Origin of the sequence: Oscillibacter sp. (assembly GCF_028693505.1) — a bacterium.
Taxonomy (GTDB): domain Bacteria; phylum Bacillota; class Clostridia; order Oscillospirales; family Oscillospiraceae; genus Oscillibacter.
Map to the genome: position 1 here is coordinate 1 of NZ_JAQUVF010000035.1, position 15,278 is coordinate 15,278.

At 55.3% G+C, this 15,278-nt stretch carries 15 protein-coding genes, 5 tRNA genes and 1 pseudogene; 9 read left to right on the forward strand and 12 right to left on the reverse strand.

Annotated features, from left to right (window positions below; translation table 11 throughout):
* The 8 genes and pseudogenes from PHI30_RS09250 to PHI30_RS09285 form a co-directional block, all read left to right on the forward strand.
* A pseudogene (locus PHI30_RS09250) lies at window positions 1-120 on the forward strand (electron transfer flavoprotein subunit alpha/FixB family protein); the annotation flags it as partial.
* Between the two features lie 525 nt (window positions 121-645).
* Window positions 646-1,839 carry a threonine ammonia-lyase gene (gene ilvA, locus PHI30_RS09255; RefSeq protein ID WP_300026941.1) on the forward strand — a complete coding sequence of 398 codons (1,194 nt, stop codon included), beginning with the start codon at window positions 646-648 and terminating at the stop codon, window positions 1,837-1,839.
* A gap of 110 nt (window positions 1,840-1,949) precedes the next feature.
* Window positions 1,950-3,173: a dicarboxylate/amino acid:cation symporter gene (locus PHI30_RS09260; RefSeq protein ID WP_300026944.1), complete on the forward strand. Its 1,224-nt coding sequence runs from the start codon at window positions 1,950-1,952 to the stop codon at window positions 3,171-3,173.
* Window positions 3,174-3,207: 34 nt separating this feature from the next.
* Window positions 3,208-3,585 (forward strand): RidA family protein, encoded by a 378-nt coding sequence (locus tag PHI30_RS09265; RefSeq protein ID WP_300026947.1) that lies wholly within the window; start codon window positions 3,208-3,210, stop codon window positions 3,583-3,585.
* Between the two features lie 60 nt (window positions 3,586-3,645).
* Window positions 3,646-4,224 (forward strand): 2-oxoacid:acceptor oxidoreductase family protein, encoded by a 579-nt coding sequence (locus PHI30_RS09270; protein ID WP_300026950.1) that lies wholly within the window; start codon window positions 3,646-3,648, stop codon window positions 4,222-4,224.
* Window positions 4,221-4,526 carry a 4Fe-4S binding protein gene (locus tag PHI30_RS09275; RefSeq protein WP_300026953.1) on the forward strand — a complete coding sequence of 102 codons (306 nt, stop codon included), beginning with the start codon at window positions 4,221-4,223 and terminating at the stop codon, window positions 4,524-4,526. Before PHI30_RS09270 ends, PHI30_RS09275 begins: the two co-directional genes overlap by 4 nt.
* Before the next feature lie 14 nt (window positions 4,527-4,540).
* Window positions 4,541-5,719: a pyruvate ferredoxin oxidoreductase gene (gene porA, locus PHI30_RS09280; protein WP_300026955.1), complete on the forward strand. Its 1,179-nt coding sequence runs from the start codon at window positions 4,541-4,543 to the stop codon at window positions 5,717-5,719.
* Between the two features lie 14 nt (window positions 5,720-5,733).
* Window positions 5,734-6,669 carry a thiamine pyrophosphate-dependent enzyme gene (locus PHI30_RS09285; RefSeq protein WP_300026957.1) on the forward strand — a complete coding sequence of 312 codons (936 nt, stop codon included), beginning with the start codon at window positions 5,734-5,736 and terminating at the stop codon, window positions 6,667-6,669.
* 348 nt (window positions 6,670-7,017) lie between these two features.
* Here the strand turns inward: PHI30_RS09285 and PHI30_RS09290 are convergent, their stop codons facing one another.
* The 3 genes from PHI30_RS09290 to PHI30_RS09300 form a co-directional block, all read right to left on the reverse strand.
* On the reverse strand, window positions 7,018-8,745 hold the full coding sequence (locus PHI30_RS09290) for a DEAD/DEAH box helicase (RefSeq protein ID WP_300026960.1): 1,728 nt from the start codon (window positions 8,743-8,745) through the stop codon (window positions 7,018-7,020).
* Between the two features lie 282 nt (window positions 8,746-9,027).
* Window positions 9,028-9,690 carry a CAP domain-containing protein gene (locus tag PHI30_RS09295; RefSeq protein WP_300026962.1) on the reverse strand — a complete coding sequence of 221 codons (663 nt, stop codon included), beginning with the start codon at window positions 9,688-9,690 and terminating at the stop codon, window positions 9,028-9,030.
* Window positions 9,691-9,829: 139 nt separating this feature from the next.
* On the reverse strand, window positions 9,830-10,138 hold the full coding sequence (locus PHI30_RS09300) for a helix-turn-helix transcriptional regulator (protein WP_300026965.1): 309 nt from the start codon (window positions 10,136-10,138) through the stop codon (window positions 9,830-9,832).
* A 153-nt stretch (window positions 10,139-10,291) separates the two neighbouring features.
* On the opposite strand from PHI30_RS09300, the gene PHI30_RS09305 reads away from it, so the two are divergent.
* A complete protein-coding gene (locus tag PHI30_RS09305) occupies window positions 10,292-10,693 on the forward strand; it encodes a response regulator (protein WP_300026967.1) in 402 nt (133 codons plus the stop codon).
* Between the two features lie 74 nt (window positions 10,694-10,767).
* Here the strand turns inward: PHI30_RS09305 and PHI30_RS09310 are convergent, their stop codons facing one another.
* From PHI30_RS09310 to PHI30_RS09350, 9 genes are all read right to left on the reverse strand, one after another.
* Entirely contained in the window at window positions 10,768-11,154 is a 387-nt protein-coding gene (locus PHI30_RS09310; protein WP_300026969.1) for a Fur family transcriptional regulator, read from the reverse strand.
* Window positions 11,155-11,182: 28 nt separating this feature from the next.
* Complete coding sequence (locus PHI30_RS09315; RefSeq protein WP_300026971.1) at window positions 11,183-12,697, reverse strand: catalase; 1,515 nt, start codon at window positions 12,695-12,697, stop codon at window positions 11,183-11,185.
* Window positions 12,698-13,286: 589 nt separating this feature from the next.
* Window positions 13,287-13,362: transfer RNA gene (locus PHI30_RS09320), tRNA-Lys, on the reverse strand.
* Window positions 13,363-13,397: 35 nt separating this feature from the next.
* Window positions 13,398-13,472 (reverse strand) — tRNA-Gln (locus PHI30_RS09325).
* A gap of 51 nt (window positions 13,473-13,523) precedes the next feature.
* Window positions 13,524-13,600, reverse strand: a tRNA-His gene (locus PHI30_RS09330).
* Window positions 13,601-13,650: 50 nt separating this feature from the next.
* A tRNA-Arg gene (locus tag PHI30_RS09335) sits at window positions 13,651-13,727 on the reverse strand.
* 7 nt (window positions 13,728-13,734) lie between these two features.
* A tRNA-Gly gene (locus PHI30_RS09340) sits at window positions 13,735-13,809 on the reverse strand.
* Window positions 13,810-13,906: 97 nt separating this feature from the next.
* A complete protein-coding gene (locus PHI30_RS09345; RefSeq protein ID WP_300026974.1) occupies window positions 13,907-14,377 on the reverse strand; it encodes a gamma-glutamyl-gamma-aminobutyrate hydrolase family protein in 471 nt (156 codons plus the stop codon).
* Window positions 14,350-14,526, reverse strand: a complete 177-nt coding sequence (locus tag PHI30_RS09350; protein ID WP_300026976.1) for a hypothetical protein — start codon at window positions 14,524-14,526, stop codon at window positions 14,350-14,352. The genes PHI30_RS09345 and PHI30_RS09350 overlap by 28 nt, the downstream gene beginning before the upstream one ends.
* Window positions 14,527-15,278: the final 752 nt, after the last annotated feature.

Consider the following 15,278-nt stretch of genomic DNA (forward strand, 5'->3'; position numbering starts at 1 on the left):
GTGAACAAGAACGACACCGCTCCCATTTTCGAGATCGCCGACTACGGCATCTGCGGCGACCTCTTCAAGGTCGCTCCCATGCTGACCGAGGCCATCCGCGCCGCAAAGGCCGCGAAATAAGAAATCCTCTGCTGGAAAGAGGGACACCCCAAGCGGGATGTCCCTCTTCCTTTTGCCTCTTAAATACATTTTTGTACTTACAAAGGATGGCCTTTTACCGCGATTTTTATGGAAAATCAACGATATTGGTACAAATTTGGGAGGGGAAGCGGGGATTGGCTCCCCGCGTATGGGCAGACATTTTTGACTGTTTACATGGGAAAAACCGCAAAGCATGGGTAAACGCCCGCATCAACCATACGAATGTGTTTCATGCGAGGACAATTTGTCATTTAGTAGTATTTTTAGCAGGAACATTTGGATGATTTGTGCATTGTTATTTGAAAAATAAGCTCGTATAATCCCTCTTGTAAGAACAAATTTAAAAAGCAATGTTCACGATGCGGGGACATATGAGCTTATTAAACGAATAAGTGTGAGAATACAGAAAGACTCTTGTGCAAAAAGGATGTTCCTGAAAAGCTGCTGTCTGTTTCTGCGAGTCGTGGACACCGAAAAAAGGAAACCATTGAGGAGGAACGGAAAATGCTGACACTGGAAATGATTCAGGATGCGCAGGCTGCTCTGAAAGGGGTCGCCCGTGTAACGCCCCTGAATCCGGCAAAGAACCTTGGAAAAAACGTGTACATCAAAGCGGAGAATTTGCAGCTGACCGGCGCATTCAAACTGCGGGGCGCTTACAACAAGATGCGCTCCCTGACGCCGGAGGAGCGAGAGAAGGGCGTGATCGCCTGCTCCGCCGGAAACCACGCGCAGGGCATTGCACTCTCGGCCACACGGCTGGGAATCAAATCCATCATCTGCATGCCTGCCGGCGCTCCCATCAGCAAAGTGGAGGCCACCAAGAACTACGGCGCTGAGGTCGTGCTGGTTCCCGGCGTTTATGATGATGCCGCCGCAGAGGCCGGTCGTCTGGTGCAGGAAAAGGGATATACCTTCGCCCATCCCTTCAATGATGAGATGGTCATGGCGGGACAGGGAACAATCGGTCTGGAGATTCTGGAGCAGCTGCCGGAAGTCGATCAGGTGGTGGTTCCCATCGGGGGCGGCGGCCTCATCAGCGGCATCGCCTGCGCCATCAAGGCACTCAAGCCCAGCTGCAAGGTCATCGGCGTGCAGGCTGCCAGCGTGGCTTCCATGTATGCATCCCGCAAGGCAGGCAAGGTTTGCACCGTTCCCGACGGCGACACGATTGCCGACGGAATCCACGTTCTGACCCCCGGCACCTTGACCTTCGAGCTGTGCCAGAAGTATGTGGACGAGATCGTCACGGTAAAAGAGGACGAGATCGCAACCGCCATTCTGGCCCTGATGGAGGATCAAAAGACGGTGGCAGAGGGTGCGGGCGCAACGCCTGTGGCCGCTGTGATGTTTGGCAAGGTGGATGCCACCAACAAGAAAACGGTGTGTGTGGTCTCCGGCGGTAATGTGGATGTCACCACACTCTCCCGCATCATCACCAAGGGTCTGACCAAGACCGGCCGCATTGCGGAGATCGCCACCAAGGTGGCGGATAAGCCGGGCAGCCTGATTCGCCTGCTGCAAATCGTCTCCAATACCGGCGCCAACATCATCTCCATCAACCACGCCCGGGAGGACAAGCATTCCGATGTGGGCGCGTGCATCGTTTCCATGGTGCTGGAGACCCGGAATCCGCAGCATGTAGACGACATTGAGCACGAGCTGGAAACCAACGGCTATTCACTGCTCCGCGACTGAACGGAGACGGCGGGAATGTCTCAGCCAGTCCACCTGACGGACTGTGGGAAATACGTTCTACCAAAATATAAGGAGGGGAGATTCCGCTTGGAAAACGGAATCGGAAAAAAATGGAACAGAAAGCAAAAAAGAAGCTTGGCTTGCTTCCCAAGCTGGTCATCGCCATCGCACTTGGCCTGATAGTCGGTTTTGCTGCTCAGAAAATGGGCGGCGCGGGTGAAATCATCATTCGTATCGGTGCAACCTACAACAGCATCTTCGGCAACTTCCTGAGTTTCTGCATCCCCCTGATTATCATCGGCTTCGTGGCCCCGGGCATTGCGGATCTGGGCGCCGGCGCCGGCAAGACGCTGGCGCAGACCACCGGCATTGCATATGCCTCCACCATCATCGCCGGTTCTCTTGCTTATGGCGTTGACATGCTGCTCTTCCCCTATCTGGTGCACGCCGACATGTTCGTGACCAATGCCCAGAACGCAGAAGAGACCGTTGTCAGCAGCCTGTTTACCATCGAGATGCCTGCCATCATGGGCGTTATGAGCGCACTGCTCATCTCCTTCATCCTGGGCCTCGGCATGGCAGTCATTAAGAACCACTCCCTGAAAGAAACCATGAATGACTTCGCGGAGATCGTCAATAAGCTGGTGGCCAATGTGGTCATCCCCCTGCTGCCCTTCCACGTGTACGGCATCTTCGCAAAGCTCACCTATGCCGGCACCATCGTGGAGCTGATGACTTCCTTCATCAAGGTGTTCGCTGTGGTCATCGTGCTGCACTGCGTGATTCTGGTGTTCCAGTACACCGTTGCAGGCAGCGCCGCCAAGAAGAATCCGTTCGCTCTCATTAAGAACATGATTCCCGCTTATACCACGGCCATCGGCACCCAGTCCTCTGCCGCTACCATCCCTGTCACCGTGCAGTGCACCAAGCACAACGGCGTCTCCGATGCAATCGCTGAGTTCGTGTGCCCCCTGTGCGCCACCATTCACCTCTCCGGCTCCACCATCACCTTGACCAGCTGCTCCATTGCTGTTATGATGATGCAGGGTCAGGCCATCACCTTTGGCAAGATGTTCCCCTTCATCCTGATGCTGGGCGTCACCATGGTCGCAGCCCCCGGCGTCCCCGGCGGCGCTGTCATGGCAGCTCTGGGCATCCTGCAGTCTATGCTGGGCTTTGACGAGACCATGTGCGGCTTGATGATCGCACTGTACATCGCACAGGACTCCTTCGGTACGGCCTGCAACGTCACCGGCGACGGCGCCATCGCAGTGCTCATGGACGCACTTACCGGCAAGAAATCCAAGGCCGCGAAGGCCTCCGTTCAGGGCTGATTTTCCAGAAATTCATTAAAGGAACGTGAAAACAATGCTTCAGGTAACGCATACAGACAATGCCCCCGCAGCCATTGGCCCCTATTCTCAGGCCATCGCCGTAAACGGGTTCCTGTTTGCCTCCGGTCAGGTGGCGCTGGACCCCAAGAGCGGTGAAACGGTGGGCACCACCATTGAAGAGCAGGCCGAGCGCTGCTGCCAGAGCGTCAAGGGGATTCTGGAGGCCAACGGCCTTACCTTTGACGACGTGGTGAAAACCACCTGCTTCCTGGCGGACATGGGCGACTTTGCAGCCTTCAACGCCGTCTACGGCAAATATTTCACCAGCAAGCCCGCTCGCTCCTGCGTAGCGGTGAAGGCAATCCCCAAGAACCTCCTGTGCGAGATCGAGATTACCGCAGCACTCAGGTAAAACAACCGCAGGCCGCTCCTTTATGGAGCGGCCTGATACCGGAAAGGAGTACAAGAATCTATGAAAGACATTGTAGAGATCCGCTGGCACGGCCGCGGCGGTCAGGGTGCAAAGACGGCGTCTTTGCTGCTGGCGGACGCAGCCTTCAATACCGGAAAGTACGTGCAGGGCTTCCCGGAGTACGGCCCCGAGCGCATGGGCGCTCCCATCACGGCGTATAACCGCATCAGCTCCGAGCGCTCTACCGTCCATTCCAACATCTATTTCCCCGACTATGTGGTGGTGGTGGATGAGACGCTGATCGCCTCTGTGGATGTGACCGCAGGCTTGAAGGAGACCGGCGCTATCGTCGTCAACTCCAGCAAAACTCCCGCGGAGCTGCGTCCCTACCTGAAGGGCTACACCGGTAAGGTCTGCACCATCGACGCGGGCAAGATTTCCGAGGAAGAACTGGGGAAAAACTTCCCCAACACGCCTATGCTGGCCGCCATTGTGAAGGTTTCCGGCGTGGTGGATGTGACCGATTTCATCAAGGACATGGAGGCTTCCTTCAAGCACAAGTTTGCAAGCAAGCCCCAGGTCATTGAGGGCAACATGAACGCCCTGAAGCGTTCTATGGAGGAGGTGCAGGTAGGATGAAGTGGAAAGCAAGCGATATGACGCCCAGCGTCACATGGAAGGATCTGACCCCCGGCTGCAACATTTTTGAGGGCGGCACGTCCGAGACGGTGGAAACCGGCGACTGGCGCACCATGAAGCCCGTACTGGACATGGAAAAGTGCAAGCAGTGCCTGCTGTGCGCTCCTGTCTGTCCCGATATGTCCATCCCCGTGGTGGACGGCAAGCGCGGCGATTTCAATTACTTCTTCTGCAAGGGCTGCGGCATCTGTGCCAACGTGTGCCCCTTCGGAGCGATTGAAATGGTCAAGGACGAGAAATAAGGAGGAGCACAGAAATGGGAATCAGAGAAAGACTTTCCGGCAACGAGGCCATTGCCTTCGCCATGAAGCAGATCAATCCCGATGTGATGGGCGCCTTCCCGATCACTCCGTCCACCGAGATCCCCCAGTATTTTTCCACGTATGTGGATAACGGGCAGGTCGACACCGAGTTCATCCCCGTGGAGAGCGAGCACTCCGCCATGTCCACCTGCATCGGCGCCCAGGCTGCCGGCTGCCGCGCCATCAGCGCGACGTCCTCCTGCGGGCTGAGCTACATGACGGAAATGCTGTATGTGGCGGCTTCCGACCGTCTGCCCATTACGCTGGCGGTTTCCTGCCGGGCTCTCAGCGGCCCCATCAACATCAACAACGACCACTCCGATGCTATGAGCGTCCGGGACGCGGGTTGGCTGATGCTGTTTGCGGAAACCAACCAGGAAGCTTACGATAACTACCTCCAGGCCATGCGCATCGGCGAGGCGGTGAGCCTGCCCATCATGATCTGCCAGGACGGCTTTATCACCTCTCACGCCATCGAGAACATCGAGCTGGTGGAGGATGAGAAGGTGAAGGCCTTCGTGGGCGAGTACAAGCCCGAGCACGCACTGCTGGGGAAAGAGAATCCCATGGCCGTCGGCGCTTACGCTACCCCCGTGTATTACATGGAGGCCAAGCGGGCGCAGGCTCAGGCCATGATGGACGCCAAGGACGTCATCAAGAAGGTCGGCGCGGAGTTCGCAGCCATGACCGGCCGCAGCTATGACCTGATCGAAAAGTACGAGATGGACGACGCTGAGGAAGCCCTTATCATCATCGGCTCCTCCGCCGGCACCGCAAAAGAGGCGATTCGCGAGCTGCGCGCACAGGGCAAGAAGGTGGGTCTCATCAAGATCCGCTCCTTCCGTCCCTTCCCCGCGGACGAGATCGCCGAGGCACTGAAGAATGTCAAGGCCTTCGCCGCCATGGATAAGGACGACAGCTTCAACGCCCACTGCGGCCCCATTTACGCCGAGGTCTGCGCGGCACTGTATGCCAAGGGCATTTTCGCGCCCAAGGGCATCGACTACATCTACGGCCTTGGCGGCCGCGATGTGCGCGTGGAGAGCATCCAGCACGTCTATGCGGAGCTGGAGAAGATCGCAGCGTCCGGTGAAACTGGCGAGACCTACCGTTATCTGGACGTTCGTGAATAAGGGAGGGAACTGAGATGAGCTACAATCTGAAAGAAGAGCTGAAAAAAGAGGACCGCCTCTCCGGCGGCCACAGAATGTGCGCAGGCTGCGGTTCTCCCATCGCTGTTCGTACCGTGCTGCGCGCACTGAATCCCGAGGATAAGGCAGTGGTTTGCTCCGCAACCAGCTGCCTGGAGGTGTCCACCTTCATGTATCCGTATACGGCATGGAAGGACAGCTTCATCCACAATGCGTTTGAAAACGCCGGCGCCACCATTTCCGGTGTGGAGACGGCCTACAAGGCCCTGAAAAAGCGGGGCAAGCTCGACGATACTTATAAGTTCATCGCCTTTGGCGGTGATGGCGGCACCTACGATATCGGTTTCCAGTCCCTCTCCGGCGCAATGGAGCGGGGCCACGACATGGTGTACGTGTGCTACGACAACGAAGCGTACATGAATACCGGTATCCAGCGCTCCTCCTCCACACCCCATTTTGCCGACACCACAACGACCCCCGCGGGCAGTGTGATTCCCGGCAAGCTGCAAAAGAAGAAGGATCTGACCAAGATCATGGTGGCCCACGGCGTGCCCTATGCGGCCCAGACCACCTTTATGGGGAACTTTTCCGATATTTCCACCAAGGCCCACAAGGCCATCTACACCCCCGGCGCTGCGTTCCTGAACATCATGGCCCCCTGCCCCCGTGGCTGGCGCTATCCCACAGAAAAGCTGATGGAAGTGACCAAGCTGGCTGTGGAGACCTGCGTGTGGCCGCTCTATGAGGTGATCGAGGGGAAGTATATCCTCTCCTACAAGCCCAAGACGAAACTGCCCATCACCGAGTATTTGAAGATGCAGGGCCGTTTTGCCCACATGTTCAAAAAGGGCAACGAGTGGATGATCGAGGAAGCTCAGCAGGAAGTGGACCGTAACTGGGAAGCCCTGCTCGCCATGTGCGGCGAACTCTAACCTTTTCTCCCCTGAGAGACTCTCCTTCCTATAAAGCACAAACGGCGTCCCGTGATATGCGGGACGCCGTTTGTGCCGTTATAGAGCTATAAAGGGGAGAACGACTTGGAAGGTTAAAAAGGGGTGCGGTGCTCATAAAAATTCGGTAGCATAGCAGCAAACGGCTGACAGCAGGGGAGAGGACGCCATTAAAAAGGGACCGCCTGAATGGGCAGGAGATGAAAAGATTTTCCGGCAAATAAAAAGACTGTTCACCAAGTGCTTGGTGAACAGTCTTTTGCGTTTCTTGTATCGGTGCGCTGCCTAAGAGACAAAACGCATCGGAGAAGGGCGGCCTATCCGGCGGCATTATTTGCGGCCGATGCGCCGCTTCCCCAGGTCCTGTCCCGGTCTTTGGTGGGACCGCTCCCGCTGGGGGCCGTCCTTCCCGGCGCGATGGTCTTTGAAAAAGGGCCGTGCCTGCTTTTTGTGGGGAAATTGCTCCGCCAGCGGCATGACATGCACCGGCTTGCCGCAAATTTTGCACCCCCGCATACTCACCACAATATCGTCCAGCAGCTCCGCAGGGACGGAGACGGTGGTGAAGGTTTCGGAGATTTCGATTTTGCCCAGATCCAGCGAGCTGACGCCCGCCTGCTCCGTAATGGCGCCCACGATATGATTGACTGCCACGCGGTTTGCAAAGCCGGTGTTGATCACCAGCTCCGCCATGGGGCGGCGGGCGCGCAGGCTCACCTTGGCCGCCTTTGCGGAGGGCGGATTGGCGGTGGACACGCTGATGTTTTTGAGCTTGCCGGTCTCCTGATGGAAGGCAAGACCCAGCACCGTGGCGGCAATGCTTTCGGCGCTGTGGCCCCGCGCCATCAGCTGGGACACCATGTCCTCGTGGGCGCTTTGGGGCGCCTCGGCCAGGGCCTGCTCCAGAAAGTTCAAGGTGCGCGTTTGGTTGGCCTGATCGATCTCCTCCACCGTGGGCAGCGGAATTTGATTGAGGGTGGATTTGATCTCCCGGGCCAGACGCTGCATCTGCATGATCTGCCGCTTTCCGCAGCAGAGCGTGACGGCTGTGCCGCTGCGGCCTGCGCGGCCGGTCCGGCCGATGCGGTGGACGTAAGAATCCGTTTCCTTGGGGATGTCATAATTGAACACAAAGTCGATGTCGCTCACGTCGATCCCTCTTGCGGCCACGTCGGTAGCCACCAGAATGGAGATGCGGCCCTTTTTAAAGCCATTCATCACGGTGGTCCGCTGGAGCTGCTTCATGTCTCCGTGAAGGCCCTCCACGGAGAAGCCCTCTGCGCTCAGCCGCTCCGTCAGCTCGTCCACCATGGACTTGGTGTTGGAAAAGATGATGGCGCGGTTGGGATGATAATAATGCAGCAGCAGGGAGAGCGCGTCGGCCTTTTGATGCATGGGCACGTCTGCGTAGGTCTGGGAGATCTCAGTCAGCGTCGCTTGACCCCGGTTGATCTCAATGTGAACGGGATCGCGCTGAAACCGCTCCGCGATGGCGAGAATCTCCTCCGGCACTGTGGCGGAAAACAGCACGGTTTGCCGCTGCGCGGGCGCATCCTGTAAAATGAACTCAATGTCCTCCCGGAAGCCCATGTTCAGCATTTCGTCCGCCTCGTCCAGAACGACCATCTTCAATCTGTCCAGCTTCAGGGTCCCGCGGCGCATATGATCCATGATGCGTCCGGGGGTGCCGATGACAATGGCGGCTTCCTGCAAGTTTTTGAACTGGCTGCGATAATCTCCGCCGCCCAGCACGTCCGCCGTTTTGACGCGGGGGAGGTTGCGGGCCAGCTTGCGAATTTCGTCGCCGCACTGGTGGGCCAACTCACGGGTGGGGGAGAGCACCAGAACCTGTACGCCCTTTGCATCCTCATCCACACATTCCACGGCGGGAATGCCGAAGGCCACGGTTTTGCCCGTTCCGGTTTGCGAGCGGGCCAGCACATCCGCACCGGCGCGGATGACGGGGATGGCTTGGGCCTGAATGTCCGTGGCCTCTTGGAATCCCATGGACGTCACCGCGTCCAAAAGGGCGGGGGATAGATCTAATTGTGAAAACATTGTAGTTGACATGAAAACCTCTTTCTATGATTGCTGCCCACTTTGGCAAGCCGGGTCATACAAAAACAAAGCGAGGAGAGCCTCTCCTCGCTTTGGTCTAAAATGAGCATATAAAAGTAAGCGTGACGAATTATATCATCGTTTGTGGAAAAAGTCAACAACTGTTTCGCGGAATGAACAAAATTTGCAATTGCCGGTTGGGGGAAACTGGCGGAGCGGGGGAGCGAGACCACTCGCAAACGAAAAAGCGCCGGAGGATACTGCATCCTCCGGCGCTTGGGATCAGCCGATAAACAGCTGGGTCCAGTAGTTTCCGTCGGCCACATAGCCCACGCCGATTTGCGTATAGGCGGCGCTGAGGATGTTGGCCCGATGACCGGGGGAGTTCATCCACGTGGCTACCACCTTCTGGGGCGTGCGCTGACCGTAGGCGATGTTCTCGCCGCTGCTGGAGTAGGACACACCAAAGTTCGTCAGCATCTGGGACGGCGTGCCGTAGGTGGGACTGGTGTGGGAGAAGTAGTGATGATCCACCATGTCCTGCGATTTAACGCGGGCCACATGGGAGAGCTCCGCACTTGCCGTCAGGGGTTGAAGGCCGTTTTCCTGACGGGCGTCGTTGACCAGCCGGACCACTTCGGCTTCGTAATTAGAGGGCGCCGCCTCCCCGTCCGGGAGCGTGTGATCCCCGTCGGGGACACTCGGCGTCTGGTCGGGCAAAAGCGTGCCGCCGCCGGGACATCCGGGCGTCTGACCGGGCAGGAATGTGCCCAGGCAGTCGTTTAGAATCTCCGGCAGGGTGAGCTGGCAGGCGGGATACAAAGCCGCTGCCTGCGCGACATTCCCCTGAAAAACGGAAACATTGAGGGAAGCCGCTCCGGCGGGAATCGTGAGCGCGGCGCCGGCCAGGGCGGCCGCGACAAGATAGGTACGGACTTTCTTCATTCAAAAACACCTCTCTATCGTTGGGTATGGTCCCTTGCAAGGTGCTTTAAATTGTAACCGATTTGTAACTATTTTGCAAATGCAATATTTACCGGATAAAATCCACCGGCCCGGTTTTGCTGCTCGCGCCAAATGTAAGTCATGGTTTCCTGATATCTCCAATAATTGCCGCGAGGTGCTCCAGCTGAACGCGGGAAAGCGACTTCATGTCTTCGATCATGCGGTTCAAGGTTTCAGGGGTTTTTGATTTGAAATCGAAAAAATCTCGAGGGGAAATATTTAGATACTCACAGATATAAAAGAACACGGTCATGGACGGCAGGTTGTTCCCGTTTTCTATATTATTGATGTATCCGGCACTTTGACCGATTGACAGACTCATATCCCTGGCAGAAACACCCTTTTCCATCCTTAACTGAGAAAGTCTCGCTGCAAATTCTTCGTGCATTCGATTCATCACCCCCAGCATATATGATTGTACAGAATTAAATAAGAATTATATCCAGTAGAACAGTTAAAATACATTGACATATTCTGTCTAATCGGATATATTTAAAGTACATATATGGTTGAATCGGCTTGTGCCGGAGAGGATATATACATGAAAAATGATGGGAAACTGGACGGCTTGAAGATCCTTTTGGTCGAAGATGTGGCCGCCAACCGTGCAATTGCAGAAAAACTGATACGGCATCATGGCGGCAGCGTTGTAATGGCCAAGAATGGGGAAGAGGCGGTTCAATGCTTTCTTGCGTCTGCCGAGGGGGAATTTTCTGTTATTTTAATGGATATTCGGATGCCGGTATTAGACGGCTGGAAGGCAACCGAGGCAATTCGCGCATCGGCGCATCCCGGTGCGGCGACCATTCCGATTGTTGCGGTGACTTCGGACACTGCTGATGAAAGCGTAAAAAAATGCTTTCGCTGCGGGATGAATTACCATCTTAAAAAACCCTATGACGATCAAAAGTTTATTGAGATCATTCTGAAATTGGTAAAATAAAAAAACGGTTCATGCCTCTGGTTTTTAACCGGAGGCATGAACCGTTTTTATTTGATATCACAGCGTTTTTACAATTACAAGTTGTTACGACAGTCGGGACAGAGGCCCTCAAACACCGTGCGGTGGCGCTCAATCTCATAGCCGGTTGTTTCCGCCAGCTCCCGGTCCAGCTCGCTGTGATAGGGCAGCGCAACGTCGCACACGGTGCCGCAGCCGGTACAAAGAAGATGATAGTGAAGCTCAAGCCGCAGGTCAAAGCGGTCTGCGGTTGGGACCTTCACCTGCAGTACCTCGCCTAAAGCCGTCAGGACATTCAAATTGCGATACACCGTTCCGCGGCTGATCTTCTCATCAAGGGCCCGCACATCCAGATAGATCTGGTCTGCTGTCGGGTGATCCCTTCTTGCGCGGACCGCATCCAAAACCAATTGCCGCTGCCGTGTGTTTCTCTGAACCTTCATTCCCAGACACTCCTGCACAAAAAATCCCTTACATTGTAGCGGAAAGTGTTGCCTGAATCAAGCCCTGATGACCCAATTGGGAAAGTTCCTCAACTTTATCCATGGAAAGTCCGGCTGCGGCGGCGAAACGCCGGCCATACTCCGGGTCAGCCAGATAGCAGTGGACAGCGTGACGGTATTTAATGTTGTCGGTCACGGATGCCATGTCCCCGGCGGTGTTCTGAATCAGAATTTTCTTTTTGTCCTCTGTCAACACGCGCCACAGATCGCCGCCGGCGCGGAAGCAGTCATCCGTGGGGTCGTCCTTCGGGTCATAGTGCCACATGGCGCCTTCCAGAGCCAAGGGCGGCTCCATGACCTCCGGCTGCGCTGTCCAGACACCGGCACTGTTGGGCGTGTAAGCGGGCGCACCGCCGTAATTGCCGTCCACGCGCATGGCGCCGTCGCGGTGGTATTCGTTCACCTTGCACTTGGCCTGATTGACAGGGATCAGATTGTGATTGACGCCCAGACGGTAACGCTGCGCATCGCCGTAGGCAAAGAGCCGGCCCTGCAGGAACTTATCGGGGCTAAAGCCGATGCCGGGCACCACGTGCGCGGGCGTAAAGGCCGCCTGCTCCACCTCGGCAAAATAGTTTTCCGGGTTCCGGTTCAGCTCCAGAACGCCAACCTCCATCAGGGGATACTCTGCGTGCCGCCAGATCTTGGTAATGTCAAAGGGGTTTTCATAATGGCTTTTCGCCTGCGCTTCCGTCATGACCTGAATGTACATCGTCCACTTGGGGAAGTCGCCTCGCTCAATGGCCTCGTACAGATCTTTTCCGTGATATTCACGGTCCATGCCGTTGATTTCGGCAGCTTCTTCGTTGGAGAGATTCCGGATGCCCTGCTGGGTTTTGAAATGGAACTTGCACCAAACCCGCTCGTTTTTCTCGTTGTATAGGGAAAACGTGTGCTCGCCGAAAAAGTGCATGTTGCGGAAGGAGGCGGGGATACCGCGGTCGCTCATCACAACGGTGATCTGGTGAAAGCACTCGGGCAGCAGCGTCCAAAAGTCCCAGTTATTCTGCGCGCTGCGCCGACCGGTTCTGGGATCGCGCTTCACCGCGCGATTCAAGTCGGAGAAATTATGTACATCGCGGATGAAGAAGGTGGGCGTGTTGTTGCCGACAACATCCCAGTTTCCCTCCGTGGTGTAAAACTTGGTGGCAACGCCGCGGATGTCGCGCTCACAGTCGGCGGCGCCGCGTTCTCCGGCCACGGTGGAAAAGCGCGTGAAGGTCTCCGTTACGGCGCCGGGCTGCAAAACCTTTGCCCGGGTGTACTTCGAGATGTCGTGCGTGACGGTGAATTTGCCATAGGCGCCCCAGCCTTTGGCGTGCATCCGGCGCTCGGGGATGACCTCGCGGTTGAAGTGCGCCATCTTTTCCATCAGCCACACGTCCTGCATCACCACGGGACCACGGGGGCCTGCGGTCATTGCATTTTCATTGTCGGCAATCGGTGCGCCCACTTCGTTTGTCAGTTTTTCCAGATTTTCCATTTGAAAGCTCCTTTCGTTTTTGCAAATAGTTTTGCATGTCTTTCTTTCAGCCAAAAGCGTAGAGGCCGTTCTGCGTCGGGGACTTTTGAAGAATGAAACCCTTTACCAGCCGATTCTGCCGCTGAAAGGAGGGGCAGGGGCGGACAAAGCAGGATTCCCACGAACCGGCTTAATGTGCCTTTGGATTTAATATTAAGACTTTGTACTAATAATATAGTTTATTTTACCAATTGTCAATTCAATATGGAAATTTAACAAAAAATTGACGGCGCCGCCGGGAGGAACGGCCCGGCGATTGCCTGAAATGGTTATCGCAAAAAGCTCAAGTCCATTGCGGCTCTATGAAAAAATAAAGGAGGAGCAAGGGAGCATAGACGAAGAATCGCCAACCGGCAAAGCCGATTGGAGATTTTGAGCGAAGCGGACTTTGCTCCGACGTGGAAAGGTGAAACACTTTAGATATTAGCCCTCATTCTCTCGCGGCAAAGCCCAGCGAAGCGGGTTTGACGCGAAAGCGAAGAAATTCCCTGTCCGGCTAAGAAGTCTCGCCGTAAGGCGGGAATTCGTGCTAAACAGGGAATTTCTGAACTGGTGACCCGGCCGGGATTCGAACCCGGGACCCACTGCTTAAAAGGCAGTTGCTCTGCCGACTGAGCTACCGGATCATGATTTTATTTGAATACCTTTTGGGTATAAATTGTGGCTGGGACGGCTGGACTCGAACCAGCGGATGAGGGAGTCAAAGTCCCTTGCCTTACCACTTGGCGACGCCCCAATGCGGAAGGAAATAGGGGACCGGGGGTTACCCCGATCCCCTGCTTTTGTCTGGGGTGGAAGATGGGACTCGAACCCACGACATCCGGAACCACAATCCGGCGCTCTAACCAACTGAGCTACATCCACCACATATAAATGATTGGAAGCCGATTGCTAACATTGCCCATAAGGAGAGGTGGTACGCCAGAAGGGACTCGAACCCCTGGCCTACTGCTTAGAAGGCAGTTGCTCTATCCAGCTGAGCTACTGGCGCGAATTGGTGGAGCAGGTGACGAGAATCGAACTCGCATCCCCAGCTTGGAAGGCTGGTGCCCTGACCATTGTGCTACACCTGCGTATGCCCTCCGTAGAAATTGTCAGCTTGGATATGATAGCATGGATTTTATGACCTGTCAAGCATTTCATTGCGCTTCTTTTCTAATTTTGCAAAAATTAGGAGCAGAGCGAAAGAAAGGCTCGAAACAGACGCACTCCATCTGTCACAACATTCATGCGCTCCGGGTGCCACTGTACGGCCCATATTGGCAGTTGGGTGTGGCACAGTGCCTCCACGGTACCGTCCGGAGCCCATTGAACGGCTCGCAGTCCCTGTCCCAGCTGATCCACGGCCTGATGATGTGCGCTGTTGGTCAACATGGTGGTCCCGTATAAAACCTGTAAAAAGGAAGGGGTCATGCAAACATTGTGAAGCCGATCCATTCCGTTTACCGCATTGTGCCCGGGAAGATCCTGTATCAATGTACCACCGAAGGCGACGTTGATGATCTGAAGACCGCGGCAGATACCTAGAATTGGCTTTTTTGCAGCGGAAAACCGCTTCAGCAATGCGAGCTCTGCCGCGTCTCGGTCCGGAGTCAGTCCGCGGGAAGCTGTATTCACACACCCATAGCGCCACGGCTCCACATCTCCGCCACCCGGCAGTAAAAGGGCGTCGCATTGGTCCGGCGCGATGCGTTTTTTGTAAGCCAGGTCTCTCCGCCTGCCAATGCAATTGCCCGTTGATAGTTTTCGTATTGCGTTTCTTCGCCCCAAATCAGTATGGTCGGCTTCATAACAGCACCTCCTGTGTCGTTCCTTTATTCTATGCAGTTGGAGTGATGCGGGAGAGCGGAATTCGCTGATCGACACATTAAAAAGAGTGAGCGTGAGCGAACGGCAAGTAAGTGAGATCAAACGGATTTCACTCTTGCAACGGCGCAAAAAGTATGGCATAATGTCAAAGGAAACATTCTTCTGCGAGCAAGACGGGGGCAAAAGGGCCGCGTCTGCACGCCCCCGTTCTTTAGAACACGATCATTTAATCTGGAGCGGTATCGAAGTGGTCATAACGAGAACGACTCGAAATAACGTATTTCATCCATAAAACTGCATATTCTCTACACGGACAGGTATCGAAGTGGTCATAACGGGGCGCACTCGAAATCAAAACCGTTTTTCGAATGCCCTTGCTCGGAAAGCCTTGATATTACTGGGTTTTTCGGGGTTTCACAATTTCATATTTTCCTCGTTCTCCCCATCCGTTCTCCCCAATTTCTGAGATGAGCTGATGTGAGATAAATACGGAGCGGTATCGAAGTGGTCATAACGGGACTGACTCGAAATCAACACGGTTTGCTACCCGCCAAAGAGCCGCAAACCCGCATGAATCAAGGACTTTCCGACATCCGGATTTCGTGTATTTAAGGCGTACGCTCACAGTTTGCTCACAGTTTTCAAAAACAGCGTTTTCCCGCTTATGCGGTTAACTAAATATGGAGGGTTATCGAAGTGGTCATAACGGGGCTGATTCGAAATCAGTTTGACG